The sequence below is a fragment of the Acutalibacter intestini genome (assembly GCF_034334985.1).
GTDB classification, from domain to species: Bacteria; Bacillota; Clostridia; order Oscillospirales; family Acutalibacteraceae; genus Acutalibacter; species Acutalibacter intestini.
The window spans coordinates 1-16567 of record NZ_JAWXXL010000055.1; the positions used below are offsets into that span (position 1 = coordinate 1).

General features: G+C 42.6%; 19 protein-coding genes and 1 pseudogene. All 20 read right to left on the reverse strand.

Annotated elements, in window-relative coordinates; all coding sequences use genetic code 11:
* Positions 1–104: 104 nt before the first annotated feature.
* Positions 105–779: a response regulator transcription factor gene (locus U8U68_RS20145; RefSeq protein WP_322204013.1), complete on the reverse strand. Its 675-nt coding sequence runs from the start codon at positions 777–779 to the stop codon at positions 105–107.
* 441 nt (positions 780–1220) lie between these two features.
* Positions 1221–2036, reverse strand: a complete 816-nt coding sequence (locus tag U8U68_RS20150; RefSeq protein ID WP_322204015.1) for a M15 family metallopeptidase — start codon at positions 2034–2036, stop codon at positions 1221–1223.
* Positions 2037–2160: 124 nt separating this feature from the next.
* Positions 2161–2514 (reverse strand): response regulator, encoded by a 354-nt coding sequence (locus tag U8U68_RS20155; protein ID WP_322204017.1) that lies wholly within the window; start codon positions 2512–2514, stop codon positions 2161–2163.
* 72 nt (positions 2515–2586) lie between these two features.
* On the reverse strand, positions 2587–3720 hold the full coding sequence (locus tag U8U68_RS20160; protein ID WP_322204045.1) for an ABC transporter permease: 1134 nt from the start codon (positions 3718–3720) through the stop codon (positions 2587–2589).
* Between the two features lie 48 nt (positions 3721–3768).
* Positions 3769–4440 (reverse strand): annotated as a pseudogene (locus U8U68_RS20165) (ABC transporter ATP-binding protein); the annotation flags it as partial.
* A 65-nt stretch (positions 4441–4505) separates the two neighbouring features.
* The gene (locus tag U8U68_RS20170) at positions 4506–5753 is read right to left on the reverse strand and encodes a sensor histidine kinase (protein WP_322204019.1); all 1248 of its coding nucleotides are present in this window, start codon (positions 5751–5753) and stop codon (positions 4506–4508) included.
* Complete coding sequence (locus U8U68_RS20175) at positions 5732–6430, reverse strand: response regulator transcription factor (protein ID WP_322204021.1); 699 nt, start codon at positions 6428–6430, stop codon at positions 5732–5734. The genes U8U68_RS20170 and U8U68_RS20175 overlap by 22 nt, the downstream gene beginning before the upstream one ends.
* 277 nt (positions 6431–6707) lie before the next feature.
* Positions 6708–7529 (reverse strand): GNAT family N-acetyltransferase, encoded by an 822-nt coding sequence (locus tag U8U68_RS20180; RefSeq protein ID WP_322204023.1) that lies wholly within the window; start codon positions 7527–7529, stop codon positions 6708–6710.
* A gap of 184 nt (positions 7530–7713) precedes the next feature.
* Positions 7714–8187, reverse strand: a complete 474-nt coding sequence (locus U8U68_RS20185) for a YbhB/YbcL family Raf kinase inhibitor-like protein (RefSeq protein WP_322204025.1) — start codon at positions 8185–8187, stop codon at positions 7714–7716.
* 15 nt (positions 8188–8202) lie between these two features.
* Positions 8203–8619, reverse strand: a complete 417-nt coding sequence (locus U8U68_RS20190) for a pyridoxamine 5'-phosphate oxidase family protein (protein WP_322204027.1) — start codon at positions 8617–8619, stop codon at positions 8203–8205.
* A gap of 259 nt (positions 8620–8878) precedes the next feature.
* Positions 8879–9277: an SRPBCC family protein gene (locus tag U8U68_RS20195; protein WP_322204029.1), complete on the reverse strand. Its 399-nt coding sequence runs from the start codon at positions 9275–9277 to the stop codon at positions 8879–8881.
* A 19-nt stretch (positions 9278–9296) separates the two neighbouring features.
* Positions 9297–10826 (reverse strand): GNAT family N-acetyltransferase, encoded by a 1530-nt coding sequence (locus U8U68_RS20200; RefSeq protein WP_322204031.1) that lies wholly within the window; start codon positions 10824–10826, stop codon positions 9297–9299.
* A gap of 63 nt (positions 10827–10889) precedes the next feature.
* Positions 10890–11597 carry an EFR1 family ferrodoxin gene (locus U8U68_RS20205; RefSeq protein WP_437124458.1) on the reverse strand — a complete coding sequence of 236 codons (708 nt, stop codon included), beginning with the start codon at positions 11595–11597 and terminating at the stop codon, positions 10890–10892.
* Positions 11557–12123 (reverse strand): DUF3795 domain-containing protein, encoded by a 567-nt coding sequence (locus tag U8U68_RS20210; RefSeq protein WP_322204035.1) that lies wholly within the window; start codon positions 12121–12123, stop codon positions 11557–11559. Before U8U68_RS20210 ends, U8U68_RS20205 begins: the two co-directional genes overlap by 41 nt.
* A gap of 28 nt (positions 12124–12151) precedes the next feature.
* The gene (locus U8U68_RS20215) at positions 12152–12613 is read right to left on the reverse strand and encodes a GyrI-like domain-containing protein (RefSeq protein WP_322204037.1); all 462 of its coding nucleotides are present in this window, start codon (positions 12611–12613) and stop codon (positions 12152–12154) included.
* Between the two features lie 114 nt (positions 12614–12727).
* Positions 12728–13789 (reverse strand): M50 family metallopeptidase, encoded by a 1062-nt coding sequence (locus U8U68_RS20220; RefSeq protein WP_322204047.1) that lies wholly within the window; start codon positions 13787–13789, stop codon positions 12728–12730.
* 40 nt (positions 13790–13829) lie between these two features.
* Complete coding sequence (locus U8U68_RS20225; protein ID WP_322204039.1) at positions 13830–14369, reverse strand: DUF1697 domain-containing protein; 540 nt, start codon at positions 14367–14369, stop codon at positions 13830–13832.
* 142 nt (positions 14370–14511) lie between these two features.
* Positions 14512–14922, reverse strand: a complete 411-nt coding sequence (locus U8U68_RS20230; protein ID WP_322204041.1) for a VOC family protein — start codon at positions 14920–14922, stop codon at positions 14512–14514.
* A gap of 39 nt (positions 14923–14961) precedes the next feature.
* The gene (locus U8U68_RS20235) at positions 14962–15204 is read right to left on the reverse strand and encodes a hypothetical protein (protein ID WP_367575867.1); all 243 of its coding nucleotides are present in this window, start codon (positions 15202–15204) and stop codon (positions 14962–14964) included.
* Positions 15205–15967: 763 nt separating this feature from the next.
* Positions 15968–16567: ABC-2 transporter permease (locus tag U8U68_RS20240; protein ID WP_322204043.1), on the reverse strand; the 600-nt coding region annotated here is incomplete at its 5' end.

Genomic DNA, 16567 nt, shown 5'->3' on the forward strand with positions numbered 1-16567 from the left:
ACAACAGCTTGATAGAGCCAAGGATAACAGCAATGCAGAAACAATACAGACGAGCATAGACGTAGTAAAAGCCGTCTTTATCGACTTTCTTTTGAAAAACTCTGTTATTTTGCCCATTTATATCCCACTCCCCAAACCGTTTCTACATACGGTTTTATGTCTGAGGCTGCAAGCTTCGCACGAATTCTGCGAACATGTTCGGCCACCACGGAAGACTCTCCTTCACTGTCATAGCCCCAGACAAGTTCATAGATCCGCTCTTTGCTGAAAATCTGCCCCGGATGGCCAGACAGAAGCTCAATAATATCAAACTCCTTCTTTGCAAAGGGAATTTCCTCGCCATCATAGAACACTCGTCTTTCTGTATAATCAATCGCCAGCTTATCGGCAAGCTTCACCTTGGGGGTGTCCCCTCTGCGGCGCTCCCGTCTTATGTGTGCGGCAACCCTAGCGCCAAGCTCGTCCAATGAAAAGGGCTTTACAATGTAATCGTCCCCACCCATACCGAAGCCTTTGACCTTATCGCTGTCCTCCACTCTGGCCGTCAAAAACAGAATCGGGCAACTGACAAACCCCCGTATCCGGGCACAAACCTCCAGCCCATCCACATCGGGCATATTGATATCCAGCAGAATAAGATCTGGCTGCTTTCCTGCCTTTTCAATCGCTTCCATCCCACTTGTCGCCGTCATTACGTTATAATCATTATATAGAAAATAATCTGCAAGGGTGGAAACGATATCCGCCTCATCATCCACAATTAAAATGGTATTACTCATTCTGCGCACCTCCCATAGTAATCTCCTATTTATGACTTTAAGATTACGCCGTAATTTTCAACATTTTATCTACTATTTCCAATACAAAATGAATTAAAATATTTCTATCTGATGATCAAGTAGCTTTTTTAGTATAATCATTTGACCTGCTGTAACCGTAACGCCCTTACCATATTCAGTATGTGCTTCATTCCATGTTCTTATATCATAAACGGATTCTCGGCTATCCCACGAAGTAAAATTTAATTATCTCCCGGCGTAATGCTTTTGCCGTAGAACTGGAAATCCTAAAACAGCCGCAAGACACAGACAGGCTGCCACGGTTCCCACTATCTTCCATTTCCAATTCTTAGACATAATGGATTACTCTCCTTATACAACTTTTGAATCTAAATCTGACACTCAATTCAAAATTATTTCTTCTAAGGAACCCTTACATTTCTAAGCGTTTAGGTATTCTTCAAGACAAATCCCCGCTTCATAGATTTCCTTGGCAGCCTCTTTACCCACATAACGGTAATGCCAAGGCTCATAACTGATTCCTGTTATATCGCTCTTATCTGTTGGATAACGAAGAATGAAACCATATTTCCAGCTATTTTTCATCAGCCATTTCTGTACCTCTGTATTTTCCTGGCGTTCATCCAGTACCTGATTTGCTACATCAACAATATCTAATGCCAGACCCAGTTGATGCTCACTTGTCCCCGGAACTGCTACAAGCTCGTCTGCCGCTGCTTCAGCATCTTTCTGAGAATATCCCTGAGCCAGATACTCGTCCACCTTGTTCTTGTAAAGCTTCTTTTGCTTGTCCATTGTTCGGTACGAGGAACAGATCAGGGGATTTAAGCCTGCTGCCCGGCAATCATCCATCATATCCTGTAAATCAGGATACGCTCGTTCGTCAATAGCATGTCCGTTTTTTAGCTGTGTTAGGGAAGGGTTATGATTCTCTGGCAGAAGGTTCCATTTGTTTACCAGAGTCAGGTTCCATTGCGACTTATCAATATTGGAATTGTATCCCGTACTGTCGCTACTCTTATTTGTGTTTGAATCTGTGTACGCTCCACTGGTTTCCGGTTCAGCTGCCAAGGTGGTACCGCTGTCTTTGCCCTGCAGCAAATCATCACCTTTGTGGAGCAGATTCTTTCCTGACACAGCAACAATCACTACGACACAGGTGATAATCAGTCCAAAAAACATTACAGCAGGGAAGTGCATAGACTTTTTCTTTCTATTGCTATTTTGTTGATACATATTTTTATAAATCCTCTTTCCTTATTTTTCAAATTCAAGAAAGCAACACAAACAGCAAAGATATTCTCAGCTGCTCGCCCTGCTTTCCTCAAATAGAATCGTTATGGTGACTGTGTTCTTGTATTCAGTTCTTTATTTTCCCGGCGATTTTCTTAATCTGGGATACTATATCCCTGTCTTTCGCCACAAAGATTGCTCCATAATATTCTGCTCTTCTTATCTCAATACTATCAGTATCGCCGGACATCAGAATAAATGGTATCTCCATACCACTTTGTTTCATTTCCTGCAACAAATCAACACCCGTTTCACCGCACATATGTAAGTCGGAGCAGACTAAATCCACCTTATTTTCATTTAGCAGCGCTATTGCTTCTTTGACTTCAGACGCTGTATAGACTTCAAATTTATTCATAAACACATAAGATATGGTTTTTAAATAATCGGCAGCGTCATCCACAAATAATATTTTTAGCATTATAACCTCAATTTCCTTTCGCTTAAACGGATGCCGGAAAAACACGATTTTGTATCTCTCCGGCACTCGCATCTATTGCGCACTGATTGTATCTACGATGGACATATCACGGATTTTCTTAATTGGTCCCCTAATTGCTAGGATCACTGCAATCACTACTACTGCAATAATCACAGCAAGCTCTGCAACAGGAATATTCCATGGATCTCCCCAGTTGAAACCTACCAGCTTATCAAATAAAATCTTGTTACAAAGCAATCCTAATATGCCGCCGCAAATACTACCGGTTACTGCATAGGTGGAGGCTTCTGCCACAACCATTCTGACAAGCTGCCGGTTACTTAATCCAATCGCTCGGAACGCACCATACTGATTCATCCTCGCAGCAACACTCATAGCAATACTGTTAATCACATTGAATATCGTAATCAATGCGATGAGAACCAGGAATCCATACACAAACAGGCCAAAACAATAATAGGTTCCGCGTGTATTACTGTTACTCATACGGTCATCGGAAAAGGTATAAGTTCCGCCCGCCATTTTACGAATTGCACTTACATCATTCTCTGTGGCTACCTGTGCAAGCTGTATATCAATAATCGTATAGTCGCTTTCTCCGGTCATCTGCCGGAAAGTCTCTTCGGAGCAGATAAGTTTTCCCACGTCCGCCCGGTTATTAAACGGGCAATCCGAAACCATACCGACAATCTCTATATTGGAAGATTTTCCACCCATATTTAAAGTGACGGTATCTCCTACCTGGATTGTATTCTGCGCTTCAAAAACAACCAGAGCCGTTCCAGTTTGATTCTGTGCCGTTTCCAGACTGCCGGACAGTTTGTAGTTTTTTGCCCAATCAAATTGCTTTTCCTCATAAGTAATGAGATCCACCGTCTTTGTTTCTCCATTTACGACAACAGGAACATTATAGGCAAACATGCGCCCATATACCTTGTCTACCGCCGGATTGCCGGAAAGCTCCTCGATTAAGCCATTCTTTACGGAGCATGTCTGATCCGGGCTGATGATTGACAGATCCGCTGTCCACGGATGCAGCGGCGTCAGCGTGTGCTTCATAAAATCAATCGTCACCGAAAAAGACAGGAAAAGAATAATGCTCAACGAGAACGAGCCCACCATTAACACAAAATTCTTTTTACTTGATTTTGCATGGTGGATGCCAAGGGAAGTATCTACCTTCATATATGTCGTATTGGCTGCCCTGCGAACAGGCTGCAGATCATTCGCATTCCCTCCCAAGTCCGTAAGCACGCCGTCTGTGACCCGTAAAACCCGATCTACAGAAGCAGTCAAATTGTTATTGTGGGTGATCATCAGGATTGTCTGCTGGTAGTGGCGGGCTGCCTGTGTCAGCAGATCCATCACATCCTGGCTGTTTTTGCTGTCCAGATTTCCCGTCGGCTCATCGGCCAGGATCAGTTTGGGTCTTGTGATTAAGGCTCGACCGATAGCCACCCTCTGCTGCTGGCCGCCGGAAAGCTGGTGCGGCAAATGATTCCGGCGTTCTGTCAGACCCAGCATGTCCAGTATTTCCTTTACATCCTGTTCATTGGGCTTGCGGTAATCCAGCAGGATAGGAAAAATGATATTCTGTTCCACCGTCAGCTCCGAGACAAGCTGAAAAGACTGAAAGATAAAGCCGATATTCCTGCGCCGGAAAACAGTCCGCTCTTCCTCTTTCATGGTATGCAGATTGTGCCCTTCCATCGTCACGCTGCCGGAGCTTGGAGCATCCAGCGCACCAATGCAGTTGAGCAATGTACTTTTTCCGGAACCGGATTCGCCTACAACCGCTGCGAATTCCCCCTTTTCCAAAGCAAAAGAGACATTTTTCAGTGCATCTACCCGTGCTTCGCCCTTGCCATATGTTTTGCATAAATTTTGTACTTTTAATATTTCCATGATATCAGTACCTCCTGTAATTACAGAGTATAGCAAAGGCATCTTACATTCAGGTGAATTTCAGCTTACGAGTCTGTAAGGAAGGAAATCGTAAAGGCCGTTCCTTCACCAAGTTCACTTTTTACCGAAATTACACCTTTCTGTCCCTCCACGATGGCTTTTGCAAGCGGGAGTCCTAATCCTACTCCTTGTGTATCCAACGATTTTTTACTGCGATAAAAGCGCTTAAAGATATGATATAAATCTTCCGGTAAAATGCCGCATCCGTTATCCTTAATTTGTATTCTGACCATTGCTGGGGACAGCGCCCATTGGATACGAACAATTCCTCCTGAGTCTGTATGATCCAGTGCGTTTTTTACGATATTCCCGATTGCCTCTCCCGTCCATTCCAGATCGCAGGAAACCGTCTGATCCCTGACCCCCTCCAGGATGATTTCTTTGTTCTCCTGTTTTGCCCGCGCTTTCAGCTCATTTATGCCATGAGATACTACTTCATAAACCGAATTCTTCTGTTTATCGAACACAATACCGCCCGCATCCAGCCGTGTTATTTTCAGCATTGCTTCAATTAACTGCTTTATGCGTTTTAAGGAAACGCCCATTTTCTCAGAAAATTCTCTTATTGTATCCGGATTATCCGGTTCACCCGCAATAATCTCCTGATATATGGTGAGTGCCGCCAACGGTGTTTTCAGCTGATGGGATATATCAGAAATCGTACTCTTTAGAAATTCCTTTTCTTTCTGCCGCGCCTCACCTCTGGCCTGCAGCATTGTCGCAAACTGATCCATAGAAGAAAACATTTGATAAATCGTACCCTCATTGCTTTGAGGCAAATGGCAGGAAAAATCTTCGGCTATATATTGCTGCATGATACTTTCTGCTTTCTGATATAACCGATCCCTTTTCCATAAAAACATAAAAACGCCGCTCATCAGAAACACTGATAACCAAGCGGCGGCAGATACCATATGTCTTCCAGCTTCCTTACGAAATTCGGTAAACTCCGGTAAGGCATCGGCTGCTGTATTTCCTGTTCTTCCAATTTTACTCAGATAGTCTGTTCCTCTTTCACCGCTTTCTGTATTGGCAACCGCTGCAGCGATTACATCTTCTGAGACCCCTTGTTCCAGTAATACGGATATCATTGTATTTTCCCTTGTGTAAAGCATTTCTTTTGCAGAATCAATCTGAAGGGAAAACAGCCATGCGCCGCTCCCTAATAAAATGAGAATAAAGAAAATGAGAAAGCAGCAAAAGTACCGAATCTGTTTGTCCTGAAAAAGTTTTATGGCGAAACCTCCTTCCACTGATATCCGAAGCTGCGGACGGTAATCAGATGTTCTGGCTGGGAGGGATTGACTTCTATTTTTTCACGAAGCCTTCGGACATAAACGGATAGGGTATTATCATCCACAAAATCACTATTGCTATCCCACAATTCATCCAAAATCTTCTCGCGTGTCATTATAAGACCTTCGTTTTTTACCAGAAGGCAGAGTAACCGGTATTCTGCGTTGGTCAGATCCAAAGCTTTTCCATTCAGCAGCGCTCTGCTGCCAAGCAGGTCAATGGTAATATCTCCACATTGAAAGGAAGTGGTTTTCTCCTGACTGCCTATCCCTGATCGTCGCAGCTGCGCACGGATACGGGAGCAAAGCTCACCAAGCATAAAGGGCTTCGTAATATAATCGTCTCCGCCCAGATCCAGACCGCGAATGATATTAACTTCTTCATCAGAAGCTGTCAGGAAGATAATCGGTATCTGCGTATTCTGCCGCCTGACCTTTTCACATACTTCAAATCCAGTTCCGTCCGGCAATGTGACGTCGAGCAGCAACAGATCGTATTCGCCGATAACCGGCAGGGCACCAATAGCTTCCTCCACCGTCCGTACAATGGTGACGTCATATCCTTCTTTCTTCAGGGAGTACCTCATTCCGTCTACCAGACTCACATCATCCTCTAACAATAATATTTTACTCATTCTGGCATTCCTCCTTTCATACAAACCGTTCTTTCCGAAAGCAGAACCGTTCTGATGTCTTTATCCTTATGCGTCTTCCTTATTAATTTCATGTGGTTTTATCCTTTGCACAGTGAATCCACTCTACCGTCAAAGCCAAGTTCCCAGTAAATTGTTCACCAGCTATGACAATGAAATTTTTGCCTGCATGTATCGTAAACTCGTAATCACCTTCATCCGAAACGTCTGTGAATACAATACTGCTTTGCCAGACTGTAGGATAAGCGAGTGATGATATTCATTTTTCATCGTTAGTTTTTTCTATGACGATTGATGAACCTTTTGATTTATCGCCATTCAGCCACTGCCATTGTTCAGACAGTTCTATTCTGCCATCACTTAAAATCTGTGGTATACTGTGACATTTCCCAATTTTTATCTGGTCGCTCAAATTAATATGTTGATAATAAAAATCTATTTCTCCATTCAAAGCAACCGTTCCAACTATACTTCCTTTTTTTATTTCTCCGCCATAGTAATCCGCCCATAAAATATTCTCATTTTGATGATATAAAAAAAGCGTTTGATTATCCACTTCACCATTTTCAGTATTCATCTTTGGTATAAAGCATTTTCCATCATAAAAAATATCTGTATTAGGAACTGCTATACGTTTTTCCATTACTTCGAAAGCTAACCTTGCATTTTCATTGATAAATAATTCTTCATGCTTTAATGTTTCATATCCCCTATGCTCATAGAAACAAGCTGCCGCAAGCGAAGCATCTAAGTAAATAATGGTGTGATTAAGAGATGTTTCTTTTTCAAGACATTGCATAATATAACTGCCATATCCTTTTTTCTGAAAATCAGAAGTAACAAACAGTCTTGATATATGATTTTCCTTGCAACTGCCTGTTCCCACTATACAATCACCTGATGATAAAACTCTAACAAAACCATTTTCTATATCTGTGGCAATGTTTTCCTTTGAATGAAGCCCGCGAAAAAATTCCACTACTCCTTGAGGATAATATAAAGGATAAATAGCGTTAATCGTGTTCTGTACCAATTGATAAATTTGTTCAATGTTTTCTTTTTTTGCTATTTCGTATTTCACTAACACACCTCCATGAGCCAATCTTGTCCATGCATAGCTTAACTTGCAAATTTTCTGCATTTATCAAGCTTTCCCTTGTAGAAAAATATGGACTAAGCTCTTTCGCTGTGGGACACAGTATGCCTATTTTTTCATCCTATCCCGCCTATAGCGCCACCAAGAATAAATTCCTTTTGTTGCACCCTCATTCAAACTTTGCTGTTATACTGCCGGTCTGTAATATATGCCCTTCTGCTTTCTTCAAAAAGCTGCGCTTTTTTGTATTCACCTTTAGTTCTAGTGAACAATCGAGCGCATACAATGTAAACTGATAAGTATGCGTTTTCCCTTTCGGCGTTTTCGGTCCGGCGTAACGGTGAATGCCATAAGCAACACCTTGTTTTGCATTTCCCAGTGACGGTAATATTTTACTTGCGGGAATGGCTCCCGGTACTGTTTTTGCAGCAGGTATATTCCAAATCAGCCAATGGGTAAATCCTTTTATCGGATGGATGAGATCTTCCAGCGTGATTGCCAATGTGTTGCATTGTTCAGACAAATTATGAATGATAAATTCCGGAGAACTGTCTTCTCCTCTTCCTGTATGTTCAGGAGGAAATACCCCGCCATTTTCTATTCCAAGGCACTCAAATTTTAAAATAGTATTATTATCTCCCATCCTTATTTCCTCTCTTTATACATCAAAATCTTCTGACTTAAAGTTGCTGTAATATCGCCCTTTTTCAGCAGTGAATTTTAAAACACAATAATCCGGATCTGTCACGCCCTGGGGATAATACATGGTATCACCTTCAAGCCAAATCATCTGCTTAGCTTCAGCATCCTCCAAAACCTCCATGATACCGATCAGCATAACCCCACGGAAAAAGCGTTTGTCATAAAAATAAATGCTGGCATTTGGATTTTCCCTATATTGAGCTACCCTCATAGAAGATGTGTTGGTTGTAAACCAGAATTCTTTGATTCCGATCCGTTTTCGGGGTGGCAGCATCGCTTTTATGTTTGGAAAACCTTCTTCAGAAATAGAGGCAATAAAGGATACGTTCTGCTTGTCAATTAAATTTCCTATTGTTTGTTCTGGATTTCTCATTTTGTTGGCTCCTTATATTATCATTACCTTGAGTTCTCCTAGGGCTTGTTTGAAAAATCGAAAACGTCGTCTTTTTTGCCAGAAGAGGCCACTTTCTACGTCGAAAATCCTCGTCAATCGCGAGATTGCCTTGCGGTTTTCTCCTTGAAATTGTCCCCTTCTGGCCCAAAATTCGTCATTTCCTCTATTTTCAAACAAGCCCTAATTAAATTATCAGTATTTTTCTGTAAACTGTTTTATCTGTAACCAGCCAACAATCTTACAATTTCGCTATCGCTTCTCTGAGATCCGCAATATACCTGGCCTGCTGTTTTTTCAGATACCCCTTTACAAACAAATTCATAATCGGGTTCTTCACTTGGACCTCTTCTGTAAAAGTAATCTGCGTACCACCATCACGGCTCTCAAATATGCCGCTCCAGTGACCTCTCATGTTTTGATTTTCCATATCAAATCGGTATTCCCGGTATGGCTCTTTTTCGGTAATCCGAAAATGTGTCACAAACCCGGTCTTTGTATATTCATCAAACCGATTTTCGTCAATCATTTCAATTTTGGATAAACCACCCCGCCATTCATAGTTTTTGTTATCTGTAACAATGTCCCAGACTGTCTTGCAGTCACAAGGCAACTGCGCTGTCACTGTTGATCGCTTCACAGGACGTCCCTCCATTCTTTTATTGTTTTTTCCAGAAAGTCCATTTTACTGCATTCTGATATCCAATCTTCTGATAAAACCTGTTTGCACCGCCTGTCATATGTGTTGCTCCTAAAGCCTTTGTTCTCCGATACATTTCAGACAATGCCGATGCGGCGAGGCCTTTATGCCGGTATTCGGGAATCGTGCAGAGCGGTTCCATGTACGCCAGATGATTTTCAGGAGTCCACCACATGCCTGCATAGCAGACATATTCCCCTGACTCATCCGCAATCACCACGTCAAGCTCCTGCGTTGCGTGAGGCGCAGTATTCAGCAAATAATTATGCTGCTCATACTGATGGTTCCATGAACCTTCGCTCTGTTCATGGTCAAACCCCTTCCAGCAGCATTCTCCTACTTTTGTTATATCCAAATCCCATGAGTTTACAAAGTGAAAGCCTTCTGGAAGCGGATAGTGCAATTCATTTTTTAAATCATACTGCATTTCCCAGTGTTTTGATCTCTGCACATACCCCAACTGCTGTGCAGCCTTCATCAATGCATCCTGTCCGCCAAATAAAACAAATCGAATATCTTCTTCGTTTGTGACCATATTTCCATCAGCATACGCCACCATTTCTAACGCCAGTTCTTCGTATCCAGGCTTCAGACAGAAATAGATATCTGTCACTGGATTCTCATAAAAGCAAAATGCCACAATCTCTCCATCACATTCCCAAATTCGATTTTTATAAGAATAGGAGATGTCCATCCAGTAGGAAAATGAAGCGTATGAGTATTCAAAAAAGGGAGCTGGTACACCGTTTCTCCAGTCTCTCTCGTAAGTTTCAAGAAGAAACCGATATACCTTTCCGCAATCAGCTAATATACTAAATGGCCTTTGTGTAATACTCCTTATAGTCTTATGAACTTCCAAAGCCTGTATCCCCTCTTTTTCATAATCCATCTGTATAAGTTCTTTCCCGTTGGGAAGCGGATATCTTAATACTTTGATTGGATGATATCCTATATTTTTCATCAAGTTCTCAATAGATGATGCATCTATTTGCTGATGTACGCTCTCCAACCCGTCAAATACATGAATATAAGGAGAATCCGACACCCATTCCACGTCTATGTTATATTGAATTGCACATGAAACATACTTTGGATTGGTATGTTGAACTACCTTTTGAAAATTATTGTAACCTATATATTCAATCAGTAGGTTTGCAATAAGTAGCTCTGTTTCCGGCAACCTCTCCATATGTTTCGTCAGATCAATGCACAAGCACTCCAACACTCCTGTTAAATCAGGATATCTGAGGACACTCTCCTGAAGATAGTCAGGATTGATATCCACCCCATACACTTTTGCATATTTACTTTTTTGTACATGTTCAAGGCCATTACCTCCTGCAACACCTAATATCATTGCGCTGGAAACCGGGTAATCCTCAAGCTGACTTTTCATCATTTGGTCCATTGTCTGCAGCTGCATAACAGAGCCAAGCCGCATATGATTTTCGTAATCATCTAATAGAATTTCTACCCACGGATTTACCATAATGTTTCTCCTGTTATGCCTGTGCTCATCTTGTTATCGTGTTACTCCCCGTCAGAAAGATATCTATTTATCAAAATATCTTTCATAGCGGCATTGTTCAACAACTGTATCTCCCAATAATGTTATTGCTTGATGGGGACAGGAACTGATACATCGGTAGCACATAGTACAACGACTTCCTGCGGTCGCCTTACTGTTTTTTATGACGAGATTTTCCATAGGACATAGACTGACACAGAGCCCACATCCCGTACAGGCTTTGTTGATTTTCAGCTTATCAGAATAGTCCTTTGTTTTTCCATAATACCATAATCGTTGGCAGAGCAATCCTGCTATCCTATCGTAAAAATACAATCCGTCTTTTGGGTATTTACCTTGCTTCATTTTGCAAACACAATTTTCAATTTCTCTGTCTGCCGCTTTAATGATCTCCCGATTTTTTTCAAGGGATTTCTTTAGTAGCCTCACATCACAAACGGAATCGGGCATATGAATGTGTAAGCCGCCAACGACTTTTGCGCCATACTTTTTCAATAACCGTGCGGAACAGCCCGCCCCATCTCCGCTAAACAACCCCATTGTAGCAAGGCAAAGCACCATCTTTCCTTTCCAAAGGTCTGAATGATCTATTATAAAATCCCGAACCATGACAGGGGCATTTGAAAATTGTACAGGATATGCCAAAACAACAAAGTCATGTTGTGCCAATAAATTTGCTGTTTCTTTTCCCTCAATCGGGATGGCTTGTGCCGATCGATCTAATAACTCCATCAATTTCTCGATACAGTGTTTGGTATTTCCTGTTCCACTTAAATATATGCCTATCATACTTTTTCCTCGAAACTATCCATTTGTTCTCTGCATCATTCCACTGTTTGAATACGACTATTTCCGCATCAGCTCCAAAACCGCTGTACTCAGACACCATGAGATATTTTTCATCAGCAATGATCCCGTAGCACCTGTCGCTGTTCTTTTTATGCAGCTGATTCCCTACATAAATTTTGTTATCATCCCAAAACTTTACGATCTGTCCGTTGGGAAGAGCATATTCAATGTTGGAAAAGGAACCTTTCAACGCATTCAGCTCTGTTACTTCTTCCATGTCTGGAATTTGCAGCGCATTGAACGCCGCAATCAGTTTCTCTTTCAATTTGATTAATGCTGTCTTGCCTTTTTTACAGCATTGTGCAGCAAGGCATTCTGCTCCAAAGGGCCGTCCTCCCGTTCCCGCACACCCTTTGCAAGTGCCGCTTATTTCACAGTTTGTACAATCAATTCCACAGATAGATTTCATTCTATTTTCCTCCGCAAATTCTCTTTTTTTACAACTTCTTTATCGGGAAAAACATATATCCTTTCCCGGTCTGAGGGCACGTAAAATCATGGACAGCTCCGACTAATGAAATGCCATGCCCCTGCAGATATTGTATTACTTCCGGAAAAACGTTGTCATTTTCACGTTCCACGTAGATATATTCATAGCCAGGAATCACCCATTTTGTCCAGCCATCGGGGGCTTGCGCGTCCTCATTGCACTCTACTCCCGCAAGATAAAGCCCTTTACTGAAATCTTCCCAAGGCTGGAAGGAGCGGGAGAAATCAGACATCGCGCCCCATATTCCGATGATGTTCCCGTTTTCGTCTTTCTTTACCAGATGCGAAACTTCTCCAAAATGGGAATTGGCGTCGTCCCATAGCTTTTGAATAAAGTCGTCCCCGTCTGTTGTTGCCCCTTCTTTTCCGATTACGACAAAGGACTCTTTTTGGCATTTTTCGATTTTCATTGCTTTGCCATTCCTTTCGCTTTGTTTAATTCATTTTCATCGTCTTAATTTGACTATTCCATCATCATTGTGGTTTTGTTTATTATCAAGCCTGATAAGACTGCTCTTAAATCCTCAGCGAATCAGCTTTATAACATCCTGTAGGGTGACTAATGCCATCACACCCATCAACAGCACAAAACCTACCGCATTCACCGCTGCCTGGTACTTATCAGGAATCTTGTGCTTGAACAGCAGCAATGCAACAACGTCCACCAGTAGGAAAAATATTCTCCCTCCATCCAGAGCCGGAATGGGCAGCATATTCATTACCGCCAAGTTGATAGCAATCAGAGCCGCAAGAAAAGCAATATCCCGTGCAGCGCCGGACGCGGATTCAGAAGATGTTCCCACCTCTGTCATGATGGACATAATACCTACGGGGCCGCTGAGTTCCTTCACACTCACATTTCCATGTATCATCTGTATTATGTTGAACCACATTTGCTGCACAAAGTCCAGAGTCTGATAGCCGACAAAACGCAAATGCGTCAAAAAATCTGCCGGAACTTGCTTCGCCCCCACCTGCAGACCAAAACTATTCTGACGCTCTCCGTAAGTTCCGCGGTAGAGAGGCAGGTCTTCCAAGACAATTAACTCTCCGTTTCGTATAACCTCTATATCAATCCCCTGACCACCGTTAAAACTAAGAAACATCGCCGCGTCCCCCCGGATGTAAGTTCGCCAGCCATCAACCTTATAGAAAATATCCCCCACCATCAGGCCATTCTCCCCCTCCAAAGGGAAACCCTCACTGAACCCAGACACCTGATCCACATAAAAACTACTGGCTCCTGCAAAGAGTATGGCAATGATCACAATTCCTGTGAGAAGGTTCATGAAGGACCCACCAGCCAGAATTATGAATTTTTTCCAGAAGCCTTGACGGGCCAAGCATCGTTCATCCCCGGTATCCTCATCCTGCCCATCCAGAGCACAGAAACCTCCAATGGGTAGAAGACGAATGGAATATTGGGCTTCTTCCGTTTCTTTATGCCAGATGCAGGGGCCCATACCGATGGAGAACTCATTGACCCTCACGCCGCAGAGCCTGGCGGCCAGAAAGTGACCCACCTCATGGATCGCTATTAAAAAGCCGAAAATGAAGATTGCTGCTATAACAAAGACTACCTTCATCAAAAAAACCCCTTTCCAATGTGTTGCTTTTCTTAGTAGATTATATTATAACGATCTTCCGAACAGTATTTGCGGTTCTGATCGTCAGCTTGGTACTTATATTTGTGCTCGCAGTCTTGGACCACCAATTTGTTTTCCGGTAATCCTTTCGGCTAAAGGACCAGAATACCGCCTCTTTGTAGCCCTGTATCTTTTCCAATTCTTCTTTCGGTTCTCCAATCTCGCCAAAAACATCAGCAAATGTGGTTGGTGGGATAATGAAAATCAGATTGTCATAGGTTGCCTTATCTTCGCTCCCCCACCAATCAGGTGCATGAGCTAAAATATCCTCAAGTGCCTCTTTTGATATGACGAAAACGGGAATGTCAATGCCAAAAAGCCTTTGTATCATTGTTCCAATCTGGTTTGTAAATCCCTCAATATTGCCTTCATCACTTGAAAAAATCACATTGCCGCTGTTCAGATATGTTCTGACTTCCGAAAAGCCCATTTCTTCAAAGCCTTTCTTTAATTCCGCCATTGGGACTTTATTTTTACCGCTTATATTAACACCACGCAAAAACGCAATATATCTTGCCATATTTGCAGATACCTCCACACAGCCCTCCGGTTTAAGGCAACACCGCACAAAGATTGCGCGGTGTTGCCTTAACACTCCATTAAATATCCAAATCAACAGCAACCGCAAGAATCTTATATCTAGCCAACCCTTTACCTTTTGTCTACTCCGTCATGATCCCCCAGCGGATGCCGAATCTATCAACAAAAACAACTCTACAGGAGCTGTATGGCGTAGCCTCCATAGGATAAATGGTCTTGCTCTCTTCTTTCATAATCTCGTATGCTCGCTGAACGTCCTCTTTCGCATCATACATAATGGTAAGAAAATTCGAGTAACAGGTCTGGAACTCCATGTCCACATGATCACTCATGATAATTCTCTGGTCACCAATCAGAAGTTCCGAATGATAAATATAATTTTTCTGGTTATCCCTAATCAGTAGATTGTATTGCGGATCGTCAGCCTCGCCATAGGTAATCAGACAGGTTATCTGTCCCCTGAATGCCTTTTCATACATTTGGATTGCCTTTCGGCAGTTACCGTCGAAGTTCAAGGTTGGCACAATCTTCATATCGTTTCTCCTCACAAAAATATCTTTGTTCCTATCTGATTATCTAAAACGCCACTGAGGCGCAACACCGTCATCTCCCCAGTATTCATCCAGAGAAAGAATCTTACCGTCCCTCACCTGCATGAATGGCACCACATGAAAAGAACTGCTTCTATCGCAGGTATATACATACACGACTACAATAGAGATATCTCCGGTCTTTTCTATTCGTTTGATCTCACCATCCCATTCTCTGGGATATTCACAATTTGCTCTGATATATTCTTCCACAGTGAATTTCATTGGTACCATGCCAGTTAATATACGCATCACTGAAAAAGAACTCTCTTAGCCTTTTGCATTCTGTTTTAATACCGCTTTCCAAAAACTCTGTATATCCATTGAGTTTATCCTCGCTTTATCTTCCATTCTCAATTTACTTTTTGCATATTGAATTTGCCAGTATCATCATTACAGCACCATCAAGTAAGGTGACCGCTCTGAAAACATATGCCATAGCAGCAGGAAGCGTATTTTGGCCAATCGCCCATAACCAAGATGAGAATAATAACAACTAATATTCCCACAACTCGGCATAGCTTTTTGAGCGTACGTTTCCTTTTTCTGAATACTGGACGTATTATAAACCGGCTATCAAATCAGGGGTTATTTGAGGCATCGAAAACGCCGTCTTTTTGCCCAGGAGCGGCCCCTTTTCGCGTGAAAAATCCTCGTCAACCGCTGGGCTGCCTTGCGGAATTCTCCTTGCAATGGACCTCCCCTGGTCAAAAATTTATCTTTCTCTCTATGGTCATACAAGCCCTAGCCCCGTGTCCTGTCAGTAAAAGAATCGTTATCAGGACAAATACCGCAAACATCACCATATCATCCAATCTGGTCCGTTCGTTATGTCCTTCAGCTTCCTCCTGATTCTTTCCCCAAAATTAACACTCTATAGTTTTAATAACTTATTATAACCGATTTTTATTCGCTCCGCTCAACATTTTAAGCCCATTTAATGATAGCTTTCCTTTCTTCAGATGGGGTAAATCTATCCTGTATTCTTTTATAGCTCCTGCTTTGAAAAGATGTGGCAGCTTAGTTTGTACATCACTGCGACCCACACAACAACAATCACCAGAGCCAAGCAGAGCAGCATTGGGATCATATCCTCCGTTAAGACGATTCCTATACCCTCCAGCAGCTTATATATACCGTAGAAAATTGCACTCGGGGCGATAAACGAGGCAAACATCAACATACGCGCCCGCTCCGCACCGAATTTGAACACCAGGGGGATTGAAATGCTGCCACAGATAGCCGTATATAGGAAACCAATTAGGCTCAACTGCAGAAGCGTCACGATTCCCTCTGTATTCAGCACGAATTTATGAAGCAGGACGCCGCCGCCAGCCCCCAGCACAAGGCCCGCAACAGCGCCGCCCACCGCAAAAATCAGCAGCACAATAAACTTGGAGGCCACCAGATCCTTTCTTGACACCGGCATAATCATCGCGTACCGCGGCCATTTGGACATGTTATCGAAGGAAAATGTTGTGATGACCATCGTTCCGCAGATCACGCCGCTGGCAACCACATAGCTTTCTGTGCCAGCGGAAGAAATCAGTCCGACTGCCAAGATGACCAAAACCAAAAGCATAGACTT